The 21,850-nt window shown below is 60.8% G+C and carries 16 protein-coding genes; 5 read left to right on the forward strand and 11 right to left on the reverse strand.

Going from position 1 to position 21,850, the window contains the following annotated elements; all coding sequences use genetic code 11:
* Positions 1 to 95: 95 nt before the first annotated feature.
* The gene (locus AB5164_RS00590; protein WP_368142498.1) at positions 96 to 1,457 is read right to left on the reverse strand and encodes a GntP family permease; all 1,362 of its coding nucleotides are present in this window, start codon (positions 1,455 to 1,457) and stop codon (positions 96 to 98) included.
* Positions 1,458 to 1,691: 234 nt separating this feature from the next.
* Between AB5164_RS00590 and AB5164_RS00595 the strand changes: the two genes are divergently transcribed.
* The 3 genes from AB5164_RS00595 to AB5164_RS00605 all read left to right on the forward strand — a co-directional run bounded on the left by AB5164_RS00595 (position 1,692) and on the right by AB5164_RS00605 (position 4,197).
* Complete coding sequence (locus AB5164_RS00595; RefSeq protein ID WP_368142497.1) at positions 1,692 to 2,384, forward strand: FadR/GntR family transcriptional regulator; 693 nt, start codon at positions 1,692 to 1,694, stop codon at positions 2,382 to 2,384.
* Positions 2,385 to 2,543: 159 nt separating this feature from the next.
* Positions 2,544 to 3,353 carry a gluconate 5-dehydrogenase gene (locus AB5164_RS00600; RefSeq protein WP_040358806.1) on the forward strand — a complete coding sequence of 270 codons (810 nt, stop codon included), beginning with the start codon at positions 2,544 to 2,546 and terminating at the stop codon, positions 3,351 to 3,353.
* Positions 3,354 to 3,555: 202 nt separating this feature from the next.
* Positions 3,556 to 4,197: an RpiB/LacA/LacB family sugar-phosphate isomerase gene (locus tag AB5164_RS00605; RefSeq protein WP_055309683.1), complete on the forward strand. Its 642-nt coding sequence runs from the start codon at positions 3,556 to 3,558 to the stop codon at positions 4,195 to 4,197.
* A 118-nt stretch (positions 4,198 to 4,315) separates the two neighbouring features.
* Here the strand turns inward: AB5164_RS00605 and AB5164_RS00610 are convergent, their stop codons facing one another.
* The 4 genes from AB5164_RS00610 to kdpA form a co-directional block, all read right to left on the reverse strand.
* Positions 4,316 to 6,265, reverse strand: a complete 1,950-nt coding sequence (locus tag AB5164_RS00610; RefSeq protein WP_368147721.1) for an oxidoreductase — start codon at positions 6,263 to 6,265, stop codon at positions 4,316 to 4,318.
* Between the two features lie 246 nt (positions 6,266 to 6,511).
* A complete protein-coding gene (kdpC, locus tag AB5164_RS00615; RefSeq protein WP_161115485.1) occupies positions 6,512 to 7,102 on the reverse strand; it encodes a potassium-transporting ATPase subunit KdpC in 591 nt (196 codons plus the stop codon).
* 12 nt (positions 7,103 to 7,114) lie between these two features.
* Entirely contained in the window at positions 7,115 to 9,169 is a 2,055-nt protein-coding gene (gene kdpB / locus AB5164_RS00620; protein WP_368142495.1) for a potassium-transporting ATPase subunit KdpB, read from the reverse strand.
* Positions 9,170 to 9,185: 16 nt separating this feature from the next.
* Positions 9,186 to 11,009 carry a potassium-transporting ATPase subunit KdpA gene (gene kdpA / locus AB5164_RS00625; RefSeq protein WP_368142494.1) on the reverse strand — a complete coding sequence of 608 codons (1,824 nt, stop codon included), beginning with the start codon at positions 11,007 to 11,009 and terminating at the stop codon, positions 9,186 to 9,188.
* 334 nt (positions 11,010 to 11,343) lie between these two features.
* Between kdpA and AB5164_RS00630 the strand changes: the two genes are divergently transcribed.
* Together AB5164_RS00630 and AB5164_RS00635 are read left to right on the forward strand one after the other, a co-directional pair.
* Positions 11,344 to 14,079, forward strand: a complete 2,736-nt coding sequence (locus AB5164_RS00630) for an ATP-binding protein (RefSeq protein ID WP_368142493.1) — start codon at positions 11,344 to 11,346, stop codon at positions 14,077 to 14,079.
* A complete protein-coding gene (locus AB5164_RS00635; RefSeq protein ID WP_368142492.1) occupies positions 14,072 to 14,776 on the forward strand; it encodes a response regulator in 705 nt (234 codons plus the stop codon). The genes AB5164_RS00630 and AB5164_RS00635 overlap by 8 nt, the downstream gene beginning before the upstream one ends.
* A 96-nt stretch (positions 14,777 to 14,872) precedes the next feature.
* Here AB5164_RS00635 and AB5164_RS00640 read toward each other — a convergent pair whose 3' ends face one another.
* From AB5164_RS00640 to AB5164_RS00665, 6 genes are all read right to left on the reverse strand, one after another.
* Positions 14,873 to 16,090 (reverse strand): FAD-dependent oxidoreductase, encoded by a 1,218-nt coding sequence (locus tag AB5164_RS00640; protein ID WP_368147723.1) that lies wholly within the window; start codon positions 16,088 to 16,090, stop codon positions 14,873 to 14,875.
* 103 nt (positions 16,091 to 16,193) lie between these two features.
* Entirely contained in the window at positions 16,194 to 17,099 is a 906-nt protein-coding gene (locus AB5164_RS00645) for a sugar phosphate isomerase/epimerase family protein (protein WP_368142490.1), read from the reverse strand.
* A gap of 1 nt (position 17,100) precedes the next feature.
* Positions 17,101 to 18,339 carry a glycoside hydrolase family 88/105 protein gene (locus AB5164_RS00650; protein WP_368142489.1) on the reverse strand — a complete coding sequence of 413 codons (1,239 nt, stop codon included), beginning with the start codon at positions 18,337 to 18,339 and terminating at the stop codon, positions 17,101 to 17,103.
* Between the two features lie 107 nt (positions 18,340 to 18,446).
* Entirely contained in the window at positions 18,447 to 19,118 is a 672-nt protein-coding gene (locus AB5164_RS00655; RefSeq protein ID WP_368142488.1) for an SGNH/GDSL hydrolase family protein, read from the reverse strand.
* A 78-nt stretch (positions 19,119 to 19,196) separates the two neighbouring features.
* Positions 19,197 to 21,359, reverse strand: a complete 2,163-nt coding sequence (locus tag AB5164_RS00660; RefSeq protein WP_368142487.1) for a pectinesterase family protein — start codon at positions 21,357 to 21,359, stop codon at positions 19,197 to 19,199.
* Positions 21,356 to 21,850, reverse strand: a 495-nt coding sequence (locus AB5164_RS00665) for an alpha/beta hydrolase (RefSeq protein ID WP_368147724.1), incomplete at its 5' end; no start/stop codon positions are given. The genes AB5164_RS00665 and AB5164_RS00660, both read right to left, overlap by 4 nt.

Here is a 21,850-nt window from a genome sequence, read left to right on the forward strand (position 1 = left end):
TTTGGTTTGAACGGTTGTACCAATCGTTGGTTAATGAATCAGGTGTAAATGGGTACCGAGCGATGCACTCGGCGAAAGATGCTTAGCTACGCGAACTAGGCGAATAACGAAATCACCAGGGCGCAGGCAAGACCCGAAAGGCCGATGAGCGTCTCCATAACGGTCCAGGACTTGAGGGTGGTCTTCTCGTCAATCTCCAGGAACGAGGAGCACATCCAAAAACCGGCATCGTTGACGTGCGAGAGTGCCGTGGCGCCGCCGCAGATGGCAAGACAGATGGCGGCACGCATGAGCACCGAAGCGCCGACGACCGCAGGCATAGCGGCCATAATGCCCGATGCCATGGTCATCGAAACAATAGAGCTACCGACCGAGGCACGGACGAGCGCAGCGATGAGGAAGCCGACAACCACGAGGGGCAGCGGGCAGTTCTCGAGCACAGGGCCGATAACCTGGCCCAGACCGCAGTCCTGCAGCATCCAGCGAATAACGCCGCCGCAGGCGATAACCAGCAAGATCATGCCGACGGGCTTAAGAGAGCGGTCGAGCAAGGCCTTGAGCTCGGCGCCGGAGTAGCCGCGGCGCGCGCCCAGCAGATACATCGCGACGAGCGTGGCGAGCGTCAAAGCGACGAACGGCTTGCCCAAGAAGGCGAGAATCGAGGCGAGCTCAGCGGGCATGGGGATATAAGAGGACAACGTGCCCAGCAGAATCAGGCAAAGCGGCGTGAGCACGATCGCGAGCACCATGCCAAAGGAGGGAAGCTCCTTGTCGTCACTCGCCCCCTCGGCAGAGGTAAAGTGCTCCGGAACATCGGTAAAAATGCGACCGCCCACGTTGCGGCCCCAGATGACGCCGGCAATCGCCATGGCGATGAAGGCGGTGGGGATACCGACGAGAATCATGGTGCCCAGGTCGACACCGAGCGTGCCGGCAACCAGGACCGAACCGGCCGAAGGCGGCACGAACGCATAGCCAGCCGCCAATCCCGCGAGCAGGGCGATGCCGTAGTAGAGGGTCGACTTCTTGGTCTGCGACGCCACACTAAAGGCAAGCGGGATCAAAACGACCACGCCGGCCTCAAAGAACACCGTGGTGCCGATGACCAAACCGGTGATGCCCAGCGCCCAGCTGGAGTGGCCCTGGCCGAAGGTGTCAATGAAGGTCTGGGCGATTTTCTTGGCGCCGCCGCTCTCCTCCAAAATCTGGCCAAACATCGATCCCAGGCCAATGAGCAGGGCGATGTTTTGCAGCGTGGTGCCCACGCCCTTGGTGACGGTGTCTGCCACCATGTCGAGCGGCATGCCGGCACCGATACCGATCACGAGCGCCGAGACCATCATCGACAGCACGGGGTGCAGCTTGAACTTGATGATGAGCGCAAGCAGCAGCGCGATGCCCACGATGGCGGCGATGACCAGCCTGGTGGGATCAGCCATAAACGTTGGGTCTGACATCTTTCCTCCAATTCATCAGACCTTTTGAATTCGTCTGATGACTATAGCGTGTTTTGGATAGGTCTGATGTTTCATTTTGAAATTTGTTCGAAATACATCTGATGTATTTGGTAAACGGTCGTATTTGCGCTGCGAACGGTATATTTAAGCCGCCCGACTCAAATCCAGCGGCCAATATCGCATCCGCGGTGCGCTAAAATAGCTCAGATGAATTTTGTAATGAAAGGTATAGCTATGGCCCGCGCCGAATCGGGACTCCCCGAGCAAATATCGGAGAAAATCATTCGATTGATTCTGGATGAACACCTTGAGCAAGGCGATCGCCTGCCTAAGGAAACCGTGCTGGTCGAGCGCTTGGGCGCCGGCAGGAGCACCGTGCGCGAGGCCATGAAGTTGCTGCAGTCGCGCAATATCGTGCGCATCAAGCAGGGTTCGGGCACCTATGTGGCGTCAAACCCCGGCGTTGCCGACGACCCGCTGGGCTTTACCTTTATCGACGACAAGCAGCGTCTGGCGCGCGACCTACTCGAGGTGCGCTTTATGATCGAGCCGCAGATAGCACGCATGGCGGCCGAGCACGCAACCAACGACCAGGTCGTCTGTATCAAAGAGCTCTGCGACGAATCCGAGCGCCTGGCCGAGGCCGGTGAGGATTACTCCGCCGCCGACACCGCGTTCCACAATGCCATTGCCGAGAGCTCCGGAAACCTCGTCGTTCCCCGCCTGATGGGCGTGTTCAAGGCATCCGTCCCCCTCTTTATCGACGTGACCGGCAAAAAGCTCGTCGAGGAAACTATCCGCACGCACCGCGATGTAGCCGACGCCATCGCCTCGCGCAATCCCACCGCCGCGCACGACGCGATGTATCTGCACCTGGTGTATAACCGCAACATGATCGCAGAGGGCACGCAGGATCAGAGCGAATAGCAGTCATCGCGACAATTATCTACAACCGTTCGCCTTTTAAAAGTGAACGTTCACCTGATTTTAGGAGAATCTGACTTTTAAATCCTCCTCTTCTCCTATACTGACCTTGTACGAAAAGCAAGACTTATACAGATGAACGTTTCTTTTGAAAGGATCGCTATGTCTGATCTTATGGACAGCTTCCGTCTGGATGGCAAGGTCGCGCTGGTGACCGGCGCCACTTACGGTATTGGCATGGCCATTGCCGAGGCGCTCGGCGAAGCCGGCGCCAAGATTGCCTTTAACGCCCGTCATGCCGACAAGGTCACCGAGGCCGAGAAGCACTACCGCGAGCTGGGCTTTGATGCTCACGGCTATGTTGCCGATGTCACCGACGAGGCCGTCGTCGCCGAGCTCATCGCCAAGATCGAGGCCGATTTTGGCACCACGCCCGACATCCTGGTCAACAATGCAGGCGTCATCCAGCGCACGCCGATGCTCGACATGAGCGCCGAGGACTTCCGCCGTGTCGTCGATATCGACCTCAACGCCCCGTTTATCGTGTCCAAGGCCTGCCTGCCCGGCATGATCGCCAAGGGCCACGGCAAGATCATCAACATCTGCTCCATGATGAGCGAGCTGGGCCGCGAGACCATTGCCGGCTACGCCGCCGCCAAGGGCGGACTCAAGATGCTCACCAAGAACATCTGCTCCGAGTTTGGCGAGGCCAACATCCAGTGCAACGGCATTGGGCCCGGCTACATCGCCACACCGCAAACCGCGCCGCTGCGCGAGACGCAGCCCGACGGCAGCCGTCACCCGTTTGACCAGTTCATCATTGCCAAGACGCCGGCCGCCCGTTGGGGCACGCCCGAAGATCTGAAGGGCCCCGCCGTGTTCTTGGCTTCCGATGCATCGAACTTCGTCAACGGCCACATCCTCTATGTCGACGGCGGAATCTTGGCCTACATCGGCAAGCAACCGCAGTAAGACGTCTGGGCGAGGCGGCGGACGATAAGGTCTGCTGCTCGAGCAGTCCTGACTCGCACGAAGAGCACATTAAGTGCTCTTCGGCTCGTGCGGAACTCGCGACAGACCTTATTGTCCGCCGCCCGCAGAGCGGCCTCTCTGTTGGAAATGCCGCTCAACATAACGAACAATTAATTCAGAAAATAGCGGAAGGTTACCTATCATGAAAATCGCTCTGATCAATGAGAACTCTCAGAACTCCAAGAACCCCATGATCGAGGCTGCCCTTAAGAAGGTTGTCGAGCCCATGGGGCACACCGTCTTTAACTATGGTATGTATGCCGACGCCGACTCCAAGCCCCTCACCTACGTGCAGAACGGCATCCTTGCCGCCGTGCTGCTGAACTCCGGTGCTGCCGACTACGTCGTGACCGGCTGCGGCACCGGCGAGGGCGCCATGCTCGCCTGTAACTCCTTCCCCGGCGTGCTGTGCGGCCACGTTGCCGACCCGCTCGATGCCTACACCTTTGCCCAGGTCAACGATGGCAACGCCGTTGCCATGCCCTTCGCCCTCAAGAACGGCTGGGGCCAGGAGCTCAACCTCGAGTACACCTTCGAGAAGCTCTTTGGCTTTGGTTCGGGCAACGGCTATCCTGCCGAGCGCGTTGAGCCCGAGCAGCGCAACAAGAAGATCCTCGACGGCGTGCGCGCTGTGACCATGCGTCCGCTCGTCGACGTCCTGGGCGAGATCGATCAGGACCTGGTGAAGGGCGCACTTGCCGGCGAGCACTTCCAGGAGTACTTCTTTGCCAACGCCACCGACGAGGCCATCATCGCCAAGGTCAAGGAGATCCTGGGCCTCTAATCGCACGACTCATTGCAGCTAACGCAAGCGGCGGTCGTCCCACGTACGGGACGACCGCCGCTTTTTGCTATCTACCGACTGACGCCGCGGGGACAGGCCCCATGCACCAAGGGATTAACTAGAGCTCGCAGGCAATCTTGTAGCCGTCGCCGATGGCGTCGCGGATGTTGCCGCACTTGTTGGCATCGCCCAACACGTGGGTGGTAACGCCGGCTGCAGCAAGGTCGTCGGCCAACTTGGTATTGGGACGATAGCCCATGGCAAGTACCAGCGTATCGGCATCGGCGATGGTGTGGACCTCGCCGTCCTTCTCGTAGCTGATAGTGTCCTCGGTAATCTCGGTCACCTTGGCCTCGGTCAGCACGTGGACGCCCTTGGAGAGCATGCGCGTGATGAGCACCGCGCGACCGGCACCGCCCTCGTTGGCGGCGAGCGTCTTGGTCATCTCGATGACGGTGACATCGCGGTTGGCCGGCGACAGGTCGTTGACCAACGGGGCCAGGTAATCGGCCGTCTCGCAGCCAACGGTGCCGCCGCCCACGATGACGATCTTCTTACCCGGGAAAGCCTTGCCACCCAGCAGGTCGTCGGCCGTCATAACCTGCTTAAAGCCCTGCATGAAGGCCGGAGCGATGGGCTCGGCGCCATAGGCCAGGACGACCTCGTAGCCGGCGTAGTCGCGCTGAATGTCCTCGGCAGTAAGCTCGGTGCCAAATACGCACTTCACGCCCGCCTCAGCAAGACGGCGATACTGATACTTGATCACACGGGTGAGTTCCTGCTTTGCCGGCGGAACGGCCGCGATGCGCATCTCACCGCCCGGTTCGTCCTGCTTGTCCACGAGCACCACGTTGTGGCCGCGCTTGGCGGCAATGAACGCCGCCTCCATGCCCGCAGGACCAGCGCCCACAACGAGCACGTTCTTGGCCTCGGCGGCAGGCTCGTAGCCAGCCTCGTCGCGCTCCACGTCCGGATTAACGGTGCAGGAGATGCGTTTGCCAAACATAATGCCGTTCAGGCAGCGCAGGCAGCCAATGCAGGGGCGAATATCGTCGGCGTTGCCGGCAGCGGCCTTGTTGCAGAACTCGGCATCACACAGATTGGCGCGGCCCATCATGCAGATGTCGGCGGCACCGTCCTCGATCAGCTCCTCGGCGATCCAAGCCTCGTTAATGCGTCCGACGGTGGCAACGGGAATGTTGACGTGCTTTTTGATCTCGCGCGAGCAGGCGGCATGCGAGGCCTGCTGAGTACCGGCGGCGGGAATTGCGGAACCGCGCTTGATGGTGGTACCGCCCGACACGTGAATCATGTCGACGCCGACCTTCTCCAAGCGACGCGAGACATAGATCATGTCGTTGAGGGTCAGGCCGCCATCGGTGTACTCATCGCCCGAGATGCGGACGTCGATGATAAAGTCCTTGCCGCAGCGCTCGCGAATCTCGGCGATGACCTCGAGCAAAAAGCGCATGCGGGCGTCGAGCGAGCCGCCGTACTCATCGGTACGCTTGTTATAGAGCGGAGTCAAAAAGCCGCCGAGCATACCGTGGGCGTGCGCCGCATGGACCTCGACGCCATCGACACCGGCCTTCTGCATACGCACGGCAGCGTCGCCAAACTGATGCGTGAGCTCGTGAATCTCATCGACCGTAATGGGGCGCGGCGCCTCGCGGGCATAGGACGGGCCCACAAAGGACGGAGCGATCAGGCGCGGCGTACCCGGAATGTTAAAGGCCATGTAGGCGGGGTGGAAGAGCTGCGGCATGATCTTACAGCCATACTCGTGGACGGCCGCGGCGAGCTTTTCCCAGCCAGGGATAAACGTGTCGTCGTAGCAGCACATGTCGCCCGGCAGATAGGTATAGGTGGGCTCGACCGTCACGACCTCGGTGATGATCAGGCCCACGCCGCCCTTGGCGCGGGCACGGTAATGATCAACCAAGTCGTCGGTCACGTAGCCATGATCGGCCAGGTTGGTGGACACCGGCGGCATAAAGACGCGGTTCTTGACCTCGGTCGTACCGACCTTGATCGGGCTAAAGAGCATCGGATAGGCGGAAGACTCCATACAGGGTTCCTTTCGTTTGAGCCGCTCGGCGGCAGTTGCTGACGTATCTATCGTACCAGCAACTGCACAACACCCGACCGCACGCACTCCCCTGCCTACGTATCGACCCACAAAAAAGTTGCGGTGAGATACGGAGCAATCGAGGCTTTTGACAGCCAAAACAGTCCGTATTTCACCGCAACTGATGGGCGGGGTGGACTTGAGGGCTCAGATAGTCAGTCATGCCCTCATCCGCCACTCCCTCACCTACAGCGCGCCGTCCAGCATAAGGTTCACCTTGAGCACGTTGACCGTGGGCTCGCCGAACACGCCGAGGAAACGGCCCTTGGTGCACGCGGCAATGATGTCGCGCACCTCGTCCTCACTTTTGCCCGTGGCCTTGGCAAGGCGCGGGACCTGGTACTCGGCGGCATCGGGAGAGATCTCGGGGTCGAGCCCTGAGCCGGAACACGTCACCAGGTCGACGGGCACAGCATCCATATCGGCATCGGGGTTGGCGGCGCGGATCTTCTTCACGCGCGCATCCACAAGCTGCCGATACTCCTCACTCGCCGGGGACAGGTTGGATGGGGCACCATACGCCATGAGCTCGCCATCTTCGCCTTCGAAAATTGACACGTTCTGGATGCGGCCCCACATGTGGTCCTCATCCTCGAAGTTCTGGCCGATGAGCTCGGAACCCACAACCTTGCCGTCGACCGTAATGAGCGAACCGTTCGCCTGATACGGGAACGCAACCTGGGCAATGCCGGTCACGACAAGCGTATAGCCCAGGCCGCAGACAACGGTAAACAGCGCGAACACGCCCAGTGCGCGCGATGCAACACCTTTGAACATACAAACCTCCACTTACATAATGCCGCAGAACGCGAGCAGCATGTCGATGAGCTTGATGAATACGAACGGGGCAACGATGCCGCCCAGACCCCACACGAGCAGGTTGTGGGTCAGCAGCTGTCCGGACGGGACCTCGCGATACTTAACGCCCTTCAGCGCGGCCGGGATCAGCGCGACGATAACGAGCGCGTTATAGATGATGGCCGAAAGAACCGCGGACAGCGGGCTTGCCAGACCGAGGATGTTGAGGGCGTCCAACCCGGGGTAGATCGGCGAGAACAGGGCCGGGATGATAGCGAAGTACTTCGCCATGTCGTTGGCCACCGAGAAGGTCGTGAGCGAACCGCGGGTCATGAGCAGCTGCTTGCCGATACGCACGACCTCGATGAGCTTGGTGGGGCTGGAGTCGAGGTCGACCATGTTGCCGGCCTCCTTGGCAGCCTGGGTGCCCGTGTTCATGGCCACGGCGACGTCGGCCTGGGCCAGAGCGGGCGCGTCGTTGGTGCCGTCGCCGGTCATGGCGACCAGGTGCCCCTCACGCTGGAACTCGCGGATCTTCTCGAGCTTGCCTTCAGGGGTGGCCTCGGCCAGGAAGTCGTCAACGCCGGCCTCGGCGGCGATTGCCGCGGCGGTGAGCGGGTTGTCGCCCGTCACCATGATGGTCTTGATGCCCATCTTGCGCAGGTCGGCGAACTTCTCCTTAACGCCGGACTTGATGATGTCCTTGAGGTACACAACGCCCAGCACGCGGCAGTTCTTGGTCACGACCAGCGGGGTGCCGCCGGCCTTGGCGATGCGTTCGACGGCCTCGTCGCACTCCTTTGAGAACACGCCGCCGGCTGCCTCCACATAGGTGCGTACGGAATCGGCAGCGCCTTTGCGGATCTCATTGCCCTCGTAGTTCACGCCGGACATACGCGTTGCCGCGGTGAACGGGATAAACTCCATACCCTTATCCTCGAGTGTGCGGCCGCGCAGCCCAAACTGCTCCTTGGCGAGCACGACGATGGAACGGCCTTCGGGGGTCTCGTCGGCCAGCGAGGAAAGCTGGGCGGCATCGGCCAGCTCCGCGGGATCGATGCCGTCGACCGGGATGAACTCGGCGGCTTGGCGGTTACCCAGGGTGATGGTGCCGGTCTTGTCGAGCATGAGGATGTCGACGTCGCCGGCGGCCTCGATGGCGCGGCCGGACATGGCCAGCACGTTGGCCTCGTTCAGACGGCTCATGCCGGCGATGCCGATGGCGGAAAGAAGGGCGCCGATGGTAGTAGGAGCCAGGCACACGAGCAGCGCCACGAGCGTGGTCACGGCCGTGGGGTTGTCCATGTCGTTAAGACCGACCGAGAAGCAGGAGTAACAATACAGGGCCAGCGTGACCAGGATAAAGACGATGGAGAGGGCCACCAGGAAGATCTCCAGAGCGATCTCGTTAGGGGTCTTCTTGCGCGCGGCACCCTCGACCATCGCGATCATCTTGTCCAGAAAGCTCTGGCCGGGCTCACTGGAGATCTTGACGATGATCCAGTCGGACAGCACCGTGGTACCGCCGGTAACGGCAGAGCGGTCGCCGCCGGCCTCGCGGACCACGGGGGCGGACTCGCCGGTGATGGCGGACTCGTCAACGGAAGCAGCGCCCTCGATGACGTCGCCGTCGCCGGGAATCTGCTCGCCGGCGCGTACGATCACCAGGTCGCCGCGCGTGAGCTCGGTGCCGGGAACGACGGTGAAGTGCTCCTTGTCCTCAACGGACTCGATGCGATGGGCCTCGACATCCTTCTTGGCCGCACGCAGGGAATCGGCCTGGGCTTTACCGCGGCCCTCGGCAAGCGCCTCGGCGAAGTTCGAGAACAGGTCGGTAAGCCACAGGATGACCGCGATGGCGACCACATAGTAGGTGGGCACACCCGCGTCCTGCACACCGAAAATGGAAGCGACGGCCAGGACGGAGGTCATGACGGCGGAAAGCCACACCAGGAACATGACCGGGTTTTGAATCTGGACGCGAGGATCCAGCTTGGCAAACGAGTCGCGGACCGCACGGCCCATCATGTCTTTTTGCATAGTCATAAATCTGCGCCCTCCTTTACGCAATCATCTGGAAGAACTCGGCAACGGGGCCAAGCGCCAGGGCCGGGAAGAAGCTCAGGGCACCGATCAGCAGAACGATGAACACGAGCAGGAATACGAACATGCCGTTGGTGGTAGACAGGGTACCGGCGCTCTCGGCGACCTTGCCCTTCTTGGCCAGCGAGCCGGCGATAGCCAGCGTACCGATGATAGGCATGAAGCGGGCGAACAGCATCTCGAGGCCGAGCATGACGTTGATCCAGGGAATGTTGCAGTTCATGCCTGCAAACGCCGAGCCGTTGTTGCCGCCGCATGAGGTGAAGGCATACAGCGCCTCGGAGAAGCCGTGCGCGCCACCATTGTTGAGCTGGTCGGCAAGACCGGGCACCATGCAGGCGATGGCCGAGCACACCAGAATGGCAAACGGAGTTGCCAAGCACAGGACAACTGCCCAGCGCATCTCGCCCGGCTCGATCTTCTTGCCCAGGAACTCAGGCGTGCGTCCGACCATGAGGCCGGCGATGAACACTGTGAGGATGGCAAAGCCGATCATGCCGTACAGGCCGCAGCCCACGCCGCCGAAGACGACCTCGCCCAGAGCAATCTGGAGCATCTGGACAAAACCGCCCAGCGGGGTGTAGGAGTCGTGCATGGAGTTAACCGAGCCGTTGGAAGCAGCCGTCGTGAAAGCGGACCAGGTAGAAGAGGAGGCGATACCGAAACGGCTCTCCTTGCCCTCCATGTTGCCGCCGGCCTGGCCGTCGGTCATCTCGATATTGACCGCTCCGCCATCGGCCAGCTGCGGGGTGCCCGCATGCTCGTTGACGGCGATGATGCCGGTGAAGATCACCAGCAGGATGAACATGGCGGCAAAGATGGCCTTGCCCTGCTTGGTGTTCTTGACGCCGATACCGAAGGCGAAGCAACAGGCGGCCGGGATCAGCAGCAGGCTGGTCATCTCGATGATGTTGGTGAAGGCACTGGGGTTCTCATACGGATGGGCGGAGTTCACGCCGAAGAAGCCGCCGCCGTTGGTGCCGGACTGCTTGATGGCGACCTGAGGAGCCGCGGGACCCTGGGGCAGGAACTGCTCGGTGACCACGCGCGCGCCCTCGACAACCTTGCCGTCGACCTTGACCGTGTCGCCCTCAATCTGGGCGCCGTCGATGACGCTCCAGCCGCCGTCTGCATTAGGCTGAACAGCGACGGGTTCTACGAGCTCAGCCTTCTGAGCCGGCTGGAAGTTGGAGATGACGCCACCGGCAGCCAGGCAGATGCCGAACACGAGGTTCAGCGGGATGAGCACATACAGGACGGTGCGGGTGAGGTCGACCCAGAAGGAACCCAGACCCTGCTCCTTGACCTGACGGAAGCCGCGGATCAGCGCGAACATGACCGCGATACCGGTGCCAGCGGACAAGAAGTTTTGCACGGTGAGACCCATGAACTGCACAAGGTAGGACAGGGTGGTCTCACCGGAGTAGGACTGCCAGTTGGTGTTGGTTATGAAGGAAGCAGCCGTATTGAACGACAGGTCCCATGACACACCCGGCAGGTGCTGGGGATTGCCTGGCAAGAAGGACTGAAGCGCCTGGAGTGCCACAAGAGTCACGAGGCCGATCCCCGAAAAGACCAGCACGCTCGCCAGATAGCGCCTACACCCCATCTGTTCTGCCGCGTCGATGCGAAGCAGACGATAGACGCCACGCTCCACAGGAGCAATCACAGGCGACAGGAACGTATGCTCACCATCCATGATATGGGCCATGAACCGACCGAGCGGAACGGCCAGGACGACGAGTACGGCAAAGTACAAGATGTACTGAATCGCAGCGTCCATAGTTTACGAATCACTCCTCATCAGAATGTAGATGTAATAGATAAGAAGTCCAATGCAGACGACTCCGATGATGGGAATGAGGATGTCCATTTACCGCCCCTTTCACACGCGGTCCGATGTCTCGGACGCCTGCCCTCGCAAGCGTCTGGGGACAGTAAACGCTTCTAGGGATTAAAGAGGCGTGAGGGCCGGGGCTCACGTCCTTAAGATGCCGTAAAGATGCAGGTAGAAAGCACTATTGCAGCTGCAGTGCGCCTATACTCGACCTCGCGAGCATACAGTGGTGTCTTCACCGCGTATGCACGCATGGACAACGCTTCAGAAAGGCTACGCTATGCAGCGCGACGCATCGGACACTCGCGTCAATCCAGACCTCATCCTCAAGGCAATTGAGAAAGACGGGGTCGCCGATGACACTCGAACCAGCCGGGGACACCTCAAAATTTTCTTTAGCTACGCTGCTGGCACAGGCAAAACCTATGCGATGCTTCAAGCCGCCCACGCCGCCAAGCGGCGAGGTGTCGACGTCGTCGCGGGATACATCGAGCCGCACGAACGTCCGGCAACTGCCCATCTTGCACAAGGGCTTGAGAACGTGCCCTGTAAACTCATCGAGCACAACGGCATTGCGCTCAGCGAGTTCGATCTAGATGCGGCTATCGAACGCGCCCCTCAGCTCATCCTTGTCGACGAGCTCGCCCATACGAATGCGCCGGGGTCTCGCCACGACAAACGCTATCAAGACGTCGAGGAACTTCTACATGCGGGCATCGACGTCTATACGACCGTGAACGTTCAGCATATCGAGAGCCTAAACGACATGGTTGCATCCATCACCGGCGTTGTCGTGAGCGAACGAATCCCCGACCGCATCTTCGATGATGCCGACCAGGTCGAGCTCGTCGACATAGAGCCCGAAGACCTACTTGAGCGCCTTCGCGCCGGCCTCGTCTACCGTCCCGCACAAGCCGACCGAGCGCAACAGCATTTTTTTACCGTCGAGAACCTCACCGCACTCCGAGAAATCGCGCTGCGCCGCTGCGCCGATCGCACCGGTCACCTCACAGACGCCGCACGCGTGCTGGGAAACCGTGACTACTACACCAGGGAGCGTATCTTAGTCTGTGTCTCCCCGGCGCCGACCAATCCCCGCATCGTCCGTGCCGCCGCACGCATGGCGAAAGCGTTTCGCAGCGAGCTCGTCGCCCTGTTCGTAGAGAGCCCGCGCACGCAAGCCATGAGCGATGATGAGCGCGCCAAGCTTGCAGCCAATATCGCCCTAGCCGAGCAGCTCGGAGCACATATGGAAACCGTCTATGGCGACGACATCGCGTTTCAGATCTCCGAGTTCGCGCGCCTGTCGGGTATTTCGAAGATCGTCATGGGGCGCACGGGCGAGCGCAGCAGCGTCCGTCAGGCCCTCTTCGGCCGCAAATCTCTCGTAGAACAGCTCATAACATTCGCTCCGAACCTCGACATTTACATCATTCCAGAACAGTCGACTCCGCCCTCCCGACCCATAGGACGCCGCCATGCGCTCGCCCTGCAGCCGCCCAGCAGCCGAAACGTGCTTCGCACGCTGGCTCTCTCTCTTGCCGCCACGGCGATCGGCACGGCTTTCCGCCATCTGGGATTTGCCGATTCCAGCATCATATCCCTCTATATCTTCACGGCCCTGCTGACCGCCGTCACCACGACGGGGCGTATCTGCACGATCGTATCGAGCGTGCTCTCTGTAGTGCTTTACAACTTCTGCTTCGTCACGCCTCTGTTTTCGCTCGCCAGCTACGACCGAAGCTATCTGGTCACGTTCGGCATCATGTTCGCCACCGCTATGGTCGCCGGCGAGTTAACTGCGCGCATCGCCGACAACGCCCGTACATCCGCCGAGAACGCATTCAAAACGCGCGTACTCCTCGAAACGAACCAGCTCTTGCAGCAAGCCCATAGCGCGGAGGAGTGCGCCCGCGTCGCCATGAACCAACTCGTCAAACTGCTAAAACTCGACGTGGTCTTCTACCCCGCCGAACACGGCACGCTCGGCAAGGCGCTCTATGAGTCCGCTGGCACCGAAAACCGATCCGCGTCGCTGCTCACCGACTACGAGCGCGCCGTTGCAACCTGGACCTACACCAACAACAAGCGCGCGGGCGCAAGCACGCGGACCCTGCCTGAGGCGCGCTGTCTCTACCTCGCGGTTCGCACCGGCGACAAGGTATTCGGTGTCATCGGCATCGCCCTGGAGGGGCGCGAGATCGAAGCCTTCGAGCATTCGATCGTCCTATCTATCGTAGGTGAATGCGCCTTGGCGCTCGAAAGCGACCGGGCGGCGCAAGAGCGCGAAGAGGCTGCGGTCTTGGCGAAAAACGAGCAGCTGCGCGCCAACCTTTTGCGCTCCATCGGCCACGATTTGAGGACACCCCTCACGGCTATATCCGGATCTGCGGCAATCCTTCGGAAGAGCGACGAGAAGCTCAGCCTCGAACAACGCTGCGATCTTGCCGATGCCATCTACGACGACTCCCTCTGGCTTATCGATACCGTGGAAAACCTCCTCGCCATCACACGCGTCGAGGACGGCACCATTCGCCTCAACTTAACATCCGAGCTCATCGACGAGGTCATCGAGGCCGCCCTCAGCCATGTCGCCCAAGCATCGCATGGACGTGCCGTCACCATCGAGCACACTGACGACATCCTGCTGGTACGCATCGACGTCCATCTCATCATGCAGGTGCTTACGAATCTCATCATGAACGCCTTCAAATACACGCCCGAGGACTCGACTGTCACCATCAGCGCACGTCGCGAGGGTGAGTTCATCGTGGTGGACGTCGCAGACGATGGGCCGGGTGTGGCAGACTGCGACAAACCTCATATCTTTGAGCGCTTCTTCACCTCAAGCAATACGCGGCCCGTGGATTCGCGTCGAAGCATCGGCCTTGGGCTGTCGCTCTGCCGCTCCATCGTGGAGGCGCATGGCGGCGTCATCGAAGTTCGCGACAACCACCCCCATGGGGCCGTCTTCCGTTTTACCCTGCCCGCCGAGGAGATCGAGATTCATGAATAATGCCGCTAAGCCACGCATCCTCCTGGTAGAAGATGACCTGACCGTTCAAAACCTCGTTTCGACCGCGCTTGACCTCCACGGCTATGTCGTGAGCAAGGTTTGCAACGGCCAGGCCGCCATCATGGATGCGGTGTCGCACGGCCCCAGCCTCATCATGCTCGACTTCGGCCTTCCCGACATTGACGGTATCGAGGTCATCACGAAGATCCGAAGCTGGTCGGCAGTCCCCATTATCGTCATTTCGGCGCGCACCGAAGATTCCGACAAGATTGCAGCACTTGACGCAGGGGCAGACGACTACCTCACCAAGCCCTTTTCTGTGGATGAGTTGCTCGCGCGCGTCCGTGCGAATTTGAGGCGCTCCTCGATGGCGTCGAGCGAGTCGACAGAAGCGAGCACCTTTGACAACGGTCCGCTGCATATCGACTACGCCGCGGGATACGCGACAAAAGACGGACGCGAGCTCTCGCTCACCCCAACTGAGTACAAATTGCTCGTCCTTCTGGCGAAAAACGTCGACAAGGTGCTCACCCACACTTTCATCACCCACGAGATATGGGGCACGAGCTGGGACAGCGATCTGGCGAGCCTGCGCGTGTTCATGCGCACCCTGCGCAAGAAGATCGAGGCAGACCCCTCTCACCCCAAGATGATTCAGACACACATGGGTGTCGGGTACCGCATGCAGCGTCTCTAGCCTACCCCACAAAAAGTTGCGGTGAGATACGGAGCAATCGAGGCTTTTGGCAGCCAAAACAGTCCGTATTTCACCGCAACTGATGGATGGAATGTGTTAGAGGCCCAGGTAGCTGGTCATGCCTTCGACGGCGAGCTTGGCGCCTGCCACGGCATGAACCACCGTGAGCGGGCCGTTAACCACGTCGCCGGCGGCAAAGACGCCAGGCACCGTTGTCATGCCGTTCTCGTCGACCGAAAGCAGGCCGCGATGGTCGGTCTCCAGACCGCCCGTTGTAAGCACGAGTTTGTCCTTGGGCACCTGAGACGCCGCAATCACAACCGTGTCGGCAGACGCATGGTCGAGCTCTTCCTCGTAGCCCACCACGTTGTTGTCCTCGTCAAAGATAGCCGTCTCGAACACCGGACCGTTATCGTCGATGGCGCAGATCGCCTTGCCGCACATAATCTCGGCACCGTCAAGCTCGGTCAGCTCCACCTCATCATCGATGGCAGAGATATGGCGCGATCGGGCATACACGGTGACCTTGCGAGCGCCCGAGCGCAGGGCTGTGCGGGCAACATCCATGGCCACGTTGCCGGCGCCGATAACCGCCACGTTCTGCCCAATTGCCACGCTCGTAGGATCGACCAGATAATCGATACCAAACAGCACGTTGCCACGCGACTCGCCGGGAATACCCAGCTTGCGGGCGCGCCAAGTACCGGTACCGACAAAGACCGCATCGTAGCCGTCGCGCAGCAGGTCGTCGATATGCAGCGCGCCACCGATGGTGGTCGAGGGACGGACGCGCACGCCCAGTGAGCACATCACATGGCGGTATTTTTGCACCAGCGAGCGCGGCAGGCGGAACTCGGGGATGCCGTACTCCAGCACGCCGCCGATCTCGGGGCGCTGTTCAAACACCGTGACGGCACAGCCCAGCTGGGCCATCTTAATGGCCACGGTAATGCCGGCAGGACCGGAACCGACCACGGCAACCTGCTTGCCGCACGACGGCGCGGGCTTCCACTCCTTGCGGTCCAAATATGCAGTCGAGATATAGTTCTCGATACTCGAAAAATGCACCGGTGTGCCCTTGCGGCCCTGGATGCACGCGCCCTCGCACTGGCCCGAATGGTTGCAGATCATGGAGCAGACCGCGCTCATGGGATTGTTCTGGAACAGCAGCTCGCCCGCCTCTTCCAGACGACGCTGTTTGAACAGGTCAATGACCTGCGGGATAGGTGTCTGAACCGGGCAGCCTTTAAGCTGGCAGAACGCCCTTTTGCAACCTAGGCAACGATTCGCCTCTTCGACAATGTGGATAGCCACGCAACTCCCCTTTTTGATGTAATCCAATGAGACGACGATAAAGACCCTTCACCGTCGCCCCCAGTCAGGCAAGCTCAATTTGCCGCCACAGCAAAAGCCAATGCTATATCTCGCGATGCGATGCCCCGCAGCGAGCGGACATGCGCTCGAGTGTCGTCAGGCAGCCAGCCACCGTCGCCGGCACGCTGTTCTCGACCACGCAGGGAATCCCAGGGCGGGCGGCAGCCGCCCAGGCCACCACGGGCTCAAAGTCATAACGGCCCGTCTCGCCCACGCCGTGGCACACCAGGCGCGAGCCCGTGCCGTCGCACCAACCGGCCTCGTCCTCGTTGTCGACGACTTCAAAATCCTTGGCATGCAGCACGCGGATCTTGCTGCCGCATAAGTAGAGCATACGCGCGGTAATTTCTTGCGCCTCGCCAACGACGCTGGGATGCAGCAGCGACACCGGGTCGTAGATCACGCCGAGCGCCGGGCTCGAAACGTGCTCCAGCACCTCACGGCAGCGATCTGGCGTGTTGACCGTCTCGTTCCAGCCGGGCTCAATCAGTATTTGCCCACCCACGGCCTCGGCGCACTCGCAGACGCGTGCGAGTCCGTCCATAAACGCATCGAGCGCCTCGTCGGTCATACGGTCGTCAGCAACGCGGTTCTGCGCATTGGGACGACCGGTCTCGGTACCAACCGGGCATCCGCCGAGCATCTGGGCAAAGTTGAGGCACGCCTCGTACTCGGCAAAGTTATCCATGAGCTGTTGTCGATCGGGCGTCGCCAGATTCTTATAGCAGCCGAGCACGGCGACCGAAACACCCGCCTCGTCGAGCACCGCACGCAAATGGTCGGCGAGCTCGCGGGTCAGACCGCTTCGATCGATTCCCATCGACTGATAGAGCACCTTGCTCGGCAGCTGAATGCACGAAAAGCCCAGCTCGCCTGCCATGCGAATGCGTTCCTCGACCGTTCCCTGGGGAAGATCGTGCAAACGCACGCCCGGGGTAATGGTCCCCACGCTATTCACACCCCTTATGAGCGTTGATGCCCGGCGTGTAGCCGCCAAACGGGTCGTCGATGGAGCAGGCGCCCGAGGGGGCGCGCGGATCGCGCTTGCCTGCCAGCTTGTCGTGATGCATGGTCTCGATATAGGCGAGCACCAGCGGCGCCACGCCCTTCGCGTCGTTTTTGACGACGGGCTCGCTCATGTAGTAGCCAAACGTGCCCTCGCGGTGCGCAGTGTTACCAAGGCCCGCGACCAGGCAGATGTTGTCGAGCGCCAGCTGTCCGTCGCGCTCGGACAGGCACGTGTCGCAGATGCCGTCAAACGCACGGCGGCCGTACTGGTAGTAGCGCTCGCCCAGCACGCCCAGGCGAACGCCCTTCATGATAGCGTTGGCAAAGATGGCGCTGCCCGACTCCTCCAGGTAGTTGGGGGCGATATTGGGCAGGTTGATGACCTGGTGCCACATGCCGGTCTTCTCGTCCTGATACGGCAGCATGGCGTCGATCAGGTCGTGGAACATCTTGCGGATCTCGTCCTTCTCGGCCGACATCGAGGGCGGCATGAGCTCCCAGGTATCGATGAGCGCCATGGCAAACCAGCCCTCGGCGCGCAGCCAGAAGTTGGCCGAAAGGCCGGTGACCGGATCGCACCAGAACTGCTTGCGGCTCGCGTCGTAAGCGTGATAGTACAGACCGTTGAGGGGATTGCGCATCAGATCGTGCACGACCTGGAACATATGGAAGCTGTCCGAGCAGGCACGACGGTTGTGGAAGCTCAGTTCGTACTGCATATAGAACGGCTGCGCCATATACATGCCGTCGAGCCAGATCTGGTTGGGATAGACGGCCTTGTGCCAAAACACGCCCTCTTTGGTGCGCGGCTGGGTCTCGAGCTGGCGGTAAATGGTGTCCATGGCGGCGCGGTATTTGGGCTTGCCCACCAAATCGTAGAGCTTATAGAGGGTCTTGCCCGCGTTGACGTTGTCGAGGTTGTACTCCTCGGGCTTGTAGTGCTTGATGGTGCCGTCTTCCTGGACAAAAAAGTCGATGTAGTCGTCGGCAAAGGTCAGGTAGCGCTGCTCACCCGTGATCTCGTACAGCTCGATGAGCGCCTTGATCATGCAGCCATCGATATAGTTCCAGGTGTTCTCCTTGCCGGCACGGAGCTTTTCGATGTTCCAGGCCGGTGCCTGCGGCGTAGAGGTCTCGATCAACTGCTCGATATAGCGGTCCAGAATCTGATTGCAGCCCATTGCTGTCCCCTCTGACAAAAATGATGGGTGAACGTTAACCTTAGTATAACGCGAACTGGGATTATAGGGTGAACGTTAACCCTATAATCCCAGTGAACGGCAGCCTTTTAGCGGCAAACGGAGGTGAGGCCCGCAGCGATGCGATGCGCCAGGCGCTCATAGCCGGAAGGGCTGTAATGCAGACCGTCCGGCATGTAGAGCTCGCGGTGCTCCGGCAAAAACGGGCTGATGCCGCTTTGCGCATACAGGTCGATCACCGGCACGGAGTAGCAGTCGCAGACCTCCAGCATCGCCTTTACGTAGGCGACCTGCGTCAGGCCCAGATGGTTGAGCTCATCGCTCGCCGGGATATCCTTCTCGTGTTTACCGCTGGTCTTGCACGGCGTCATAAACACCAGCTTTGCCTGAGGCGAACGCGCCGTGATAGCGCGAATCAGGTAGTCGAGCGCACCGTAGAACTCATGCACGTCCGTGCTGCCCAGCTCTCCCAGCGGCACGTTACGGCTAAAGTCGTTGACGCCGCCAAAGACGACGTAGACATCTGCCGCGTGATCGATGCCGTCCAAGCGCTCGACAAACGAATCGGTACGGTCGGCCTTGACGGCGATGCGCGATCCCTTGATGCCGTAATTCTCGATAGTTGCGCCACCCAGCAGCGCTCCTAGATGCGAAGTCCAGGAGATGTCGTTGCCGCCCGCGCCGCATCCATTGTCGCCCCACGTGGTCGAATCACCAAAACAGCAGATGGTCGACTCGCTCAAGGTCTTCGTCGGTTTCATATTTATACTCCTTCCCGCCCACACGGCGGCCTTTGGCCTCATCAGTCATTACCGTTTGCCCGCAACAACGCCCACGACCTAGGAACGGCCCCCGGCAGCATGCCCGTCAAGCCATTCGATATCCTCGGCAAGGTACGCAACGCCCAGATGGTGTCCGCCCGGGCAAACCTCGTGCAACAGGTCGTCGGCATGTCCCACGAGGCCATAGGCGTCCCGAACGATGGAGAGCTGCTCATCAACATTCGCAAGTCCGCGGGCGCCGTTGAGATGATCACCCTCGCAACTCTGCACCAGCAGCGGGCGTGGTGCAATGAGCGACGCGATATCGCCCATATCGAGCAGGCGCCACAGTCCCGGCACATAGTTGCAGCTGCAGTTACCGTTGAGGTGCAGCAGCGAATCGTCGACACCGTACAGATAGCCCGAGACAAACGCCTTGCGCACGCGTGGGTCGAGCGCCGCCAGGTACAACGTCATGTATCCGCCGCCCGAAAAGCCAAAGCAGCCCAGGTCGTCCATGGCAATGTCGCCGCGCGCCTCCAGGTAATCGATCAGACGCATGTTGTCCCAGGCGTTGAGACCTGCAACCGTAAGGCCCAGCGGCTCCGCCATGCGCGCCTGGTTTAGGCAGGTCCCGCGCAGATAACTGTTCTCGTCGTCGCCCTGGCCTTTCCAGTCGCGACGGCTCCCCCAGCCACGTGCATCGGGGCAGACGGTCACATAGCCCATGCGCGCCAGACGCAGGCCGTAGTCGTAGTTAAACTTGCGTACGGCATCGTCGACCGCCGGCACGCCCGTTACGCCCGCAACACTTGCGGCGCCTGCGCCCTGATGGCCATGCGGGCAGATATAGCAGCGCTTGCAGCCGTGCGCATCGAGCTTGGGCGCCTGCGGCTCCAGTAGGTAAAACGGCATCCAAACGTCGCGCTCCACCTGCAACATCGCATGAGTGCGCACGATACCGCCGGCAATCTGCACCCGATCGAGCTCGCGCACTTCAATCGGCACACGGTCCATAAGCGATAAGCCCAGCAGGTCAAACAGCCGATCCCTCGTCGCAATTTGCCATGCCTCAAAGTCACCGGGCGTCGCGCCCTTAAACGCGGCGGAACGCCCCTCGCGTTTAAGACGGTCGCGAAGCGCAGGCTCGTCTTCGTAATAGATGTCGATATGCACTGTGCGGCCGCTATCGGAAAGACTGGCGGTCTCCACCGCATCACCATCGCCGCCCTCGGGGTCCCAGCCGTCCGCACCGGCAAGCACCTGCTCGCGAGCGTACCGGGCAGCGGACGTCGCATCGAGCTCGCGCGTCCACGGCGCCCAGCCAGCAGCATCGCCCGCCGGGCCATGTAGACTTGTGCCAGCGTAGCGCGCCCTCTCGTGCGCCGCCGGCTTATTCCAATCCCACCAGCCTTCGCGCTTGATATGTCGCCCCAGCCAGCAATCGATCAGCACAGTTTGCGCCCATTCGCGCCAAGGACGACCCAGGTAGACCGAATCCGGCGCCACGCCATCCGGAGCTGTAAACGAACAGCCGTGGAACACAAATCCGTACGGCTCGCCTTTAGGCGTGGAGGCTGCCGTTACATACCCGTTGACATCCATATCGCGATTGAGCGAGCGAATCTCGCACCCCTCAAAGTAGGCACGCGCGCCGCCAAAGATAAAGTCGACATCGCCCTCGATCCGGCAACGTCGAAAATACTGGCGCCCCACCCGGCGCGGCGCATACTGTTTGGGTCCTATGAACCCGCCCGGTTTGGCCTCATGCGGCGGCAGCGGACCCAAAAACAGTGTGTCCTGGTGCCCCTTAATGCAGCAGGCATCGACAACCAGACGGTCGCCATCGGCATACAGGGCAATCGCCTGACCGACCTCGCGCCCATCGCCGGCATCATTTACGATCGTTAGGTTCTCGAGCCGTACGTCGTCGGCATCGACCAAAACGGTATAGGTCCTAAACGTGCCGAGCGTGCCGTCGACGCCCGAGCCGTCCTCCGAAGGCATCTTGGCACCCAGGCTGCCCACGATACGCACGCTGTCGGCCGTCTCTCCCTCAATCGTCACATGCGAGCGATGAATCTCGACCCGCTCGCAATACTCGCCCGGATCGACGCGAATCATCACCGGTTGCTCGGCATCCGGATAGAGCTGATCGGCTGCCGCCAAGGCATCGGAAATCGTTGGATACGCTCCTGCCGCAGCCCTCGAAACGCGCAGCGTATAGATACTTTCGCTCATCGTCCATCACGCTCCCATGCAACGAACTGTTCAGGCCAGCCCTGAACCTGTGGCTGAATATGCTCGGCGCAGCCCTTAAATGCCGTTTGGGCCGTGGCGAGCGATGCCCCATGCTTTCCATGCGGAAAGACATGTAGGCTAAAGCCAATCCCGTGGTCGGCAAGAGCCTGCGCAAGAAGGAGGCTATTTTGAACTGGTACCGATGCATCCTCGGCGGTATGCCACAAGAACGTACGGGGGAAGCCCTCGCCCACCATATTCTCGATCGACAACTTTTGAGCCAAAGCGCCATCGGCACCCGTTAGGTGTTCAAACGAACCACGATGAGCATAGGCCCCCGAGCTTACGACCGGATAGCCCAAGCAAAGTGTGTCAGGCCGAATCGACTCAGGCGATGCCGCAATCGACTCTGCAAGCCAGGGTTGGTCCCAAAGCGCCCCGAGCAAGCCAACTAGATGCCCACCGGCCGAAAAACCCATGACCGTAATCCG

The organism is Collinsella aerofaciens (assembly GCF_040915425.1).
GTDB lineage: Bacteria > Actinomycetota > Coriobacteriia > Coriobacteriales > Coriobacteriaceae > Collinsella > Collinsella aerofaciens_BW.

Excerpts from the sequence above, each read along its gene's own strand:
- AB5164_RS00650 (WP_368142489.1), bottom strand. The coding sequence starts at position 18,339 with ATGGGCTGCAATCAGATTCTGGACCGCTATATCGAGCAGTTGATCGAG.
- AB5164_RS00595 (WP_368142497.1), top strand. The coding sequence starts at position 1,692 with ATGGCCCGCGCCGAATCGGGACTCCCCGAGCAAATATCGGAGAAAATC.
- AB5164_RS00630 (WP_368142493.1), top strand. The coding sequence starts at position 11,344 with ATGCAGCGCGACGCATCGGACACTCGCGTCAATCCAGACCTCATCCTC.
- AB5164_RS00660 (WP_368142487.1), bottom strand. The coding sequence starts at position 21,359 with ATGAGCGAAAGTATCTATACGCTGCGCGTTTCGAGGGCTGCGGCAGGA.
- kdpA (WP_368142494.1), bottom strand. The coding sequence starts at position 11,009 with ATGGACGCTGCGATTCAGTACATCTTGTACTTTGCCGTACTCGTCGTC.
- AB5164_RS00600 (WP_040358806.1), top strand. The coding sequence starts at position 2,544 with ATGTCTGATCTTATGGACAGCTTCCGTCTGGATGGCAAGGTCGCGCTG.
- kdpC (WP_161115485.1), bottom strand. The coding sequence starts at position 7,102 with ATGTTCAAAGGTGTTGCATCGCGCGCACTGGGCGTGTTCGCGCTGTTT.
- AB5164_RS00590 (WP_368142498.1), bottom strand. The coding sequence starts at position 1,457 with ATGTCAGACCCAACGTTTATGGCTGATCCCACCAGGCTGGTCATCGCC.
- kdpB (WP_368142495.1), bottom strand. The coding sequence starts at position 9,169 with ATGACTATGCAAAAAGACATGATGGGCCGTGCGGTCCGCGACTCGTTT.
- AB5164_RS00605 (WP_055309683.1), top strand. The coding sequence starts at position 3,556 with ATGAAAATCGCTCTGATCAATGAGAACTCTCAGAACTCCAAGAACCCC.
- AB5164_RS00610 (WP_368147721.1), bottom strand. The coding sequence starts at position 6,265 with ATGGAGTCTTCCGCCTATCCGATGCTCTTTAGCCCGATCAAGGTCGGT.
- AB5164_RS00655 (WP_368142488.1), bottom strand. The coding sequence starts at position 19,118 with ATGAAACCGACGAAGACCTTGAGCGAGTCGACCATCTGCTGTTTTGGT.
- AB5164_RS00635 (WP_368142492.1), top strand. The coding sequence starts at position 14,072 with ATGAATAATGCCGCTAAGCCACGCATCCTCCTGGTAGAAGATGACCTG.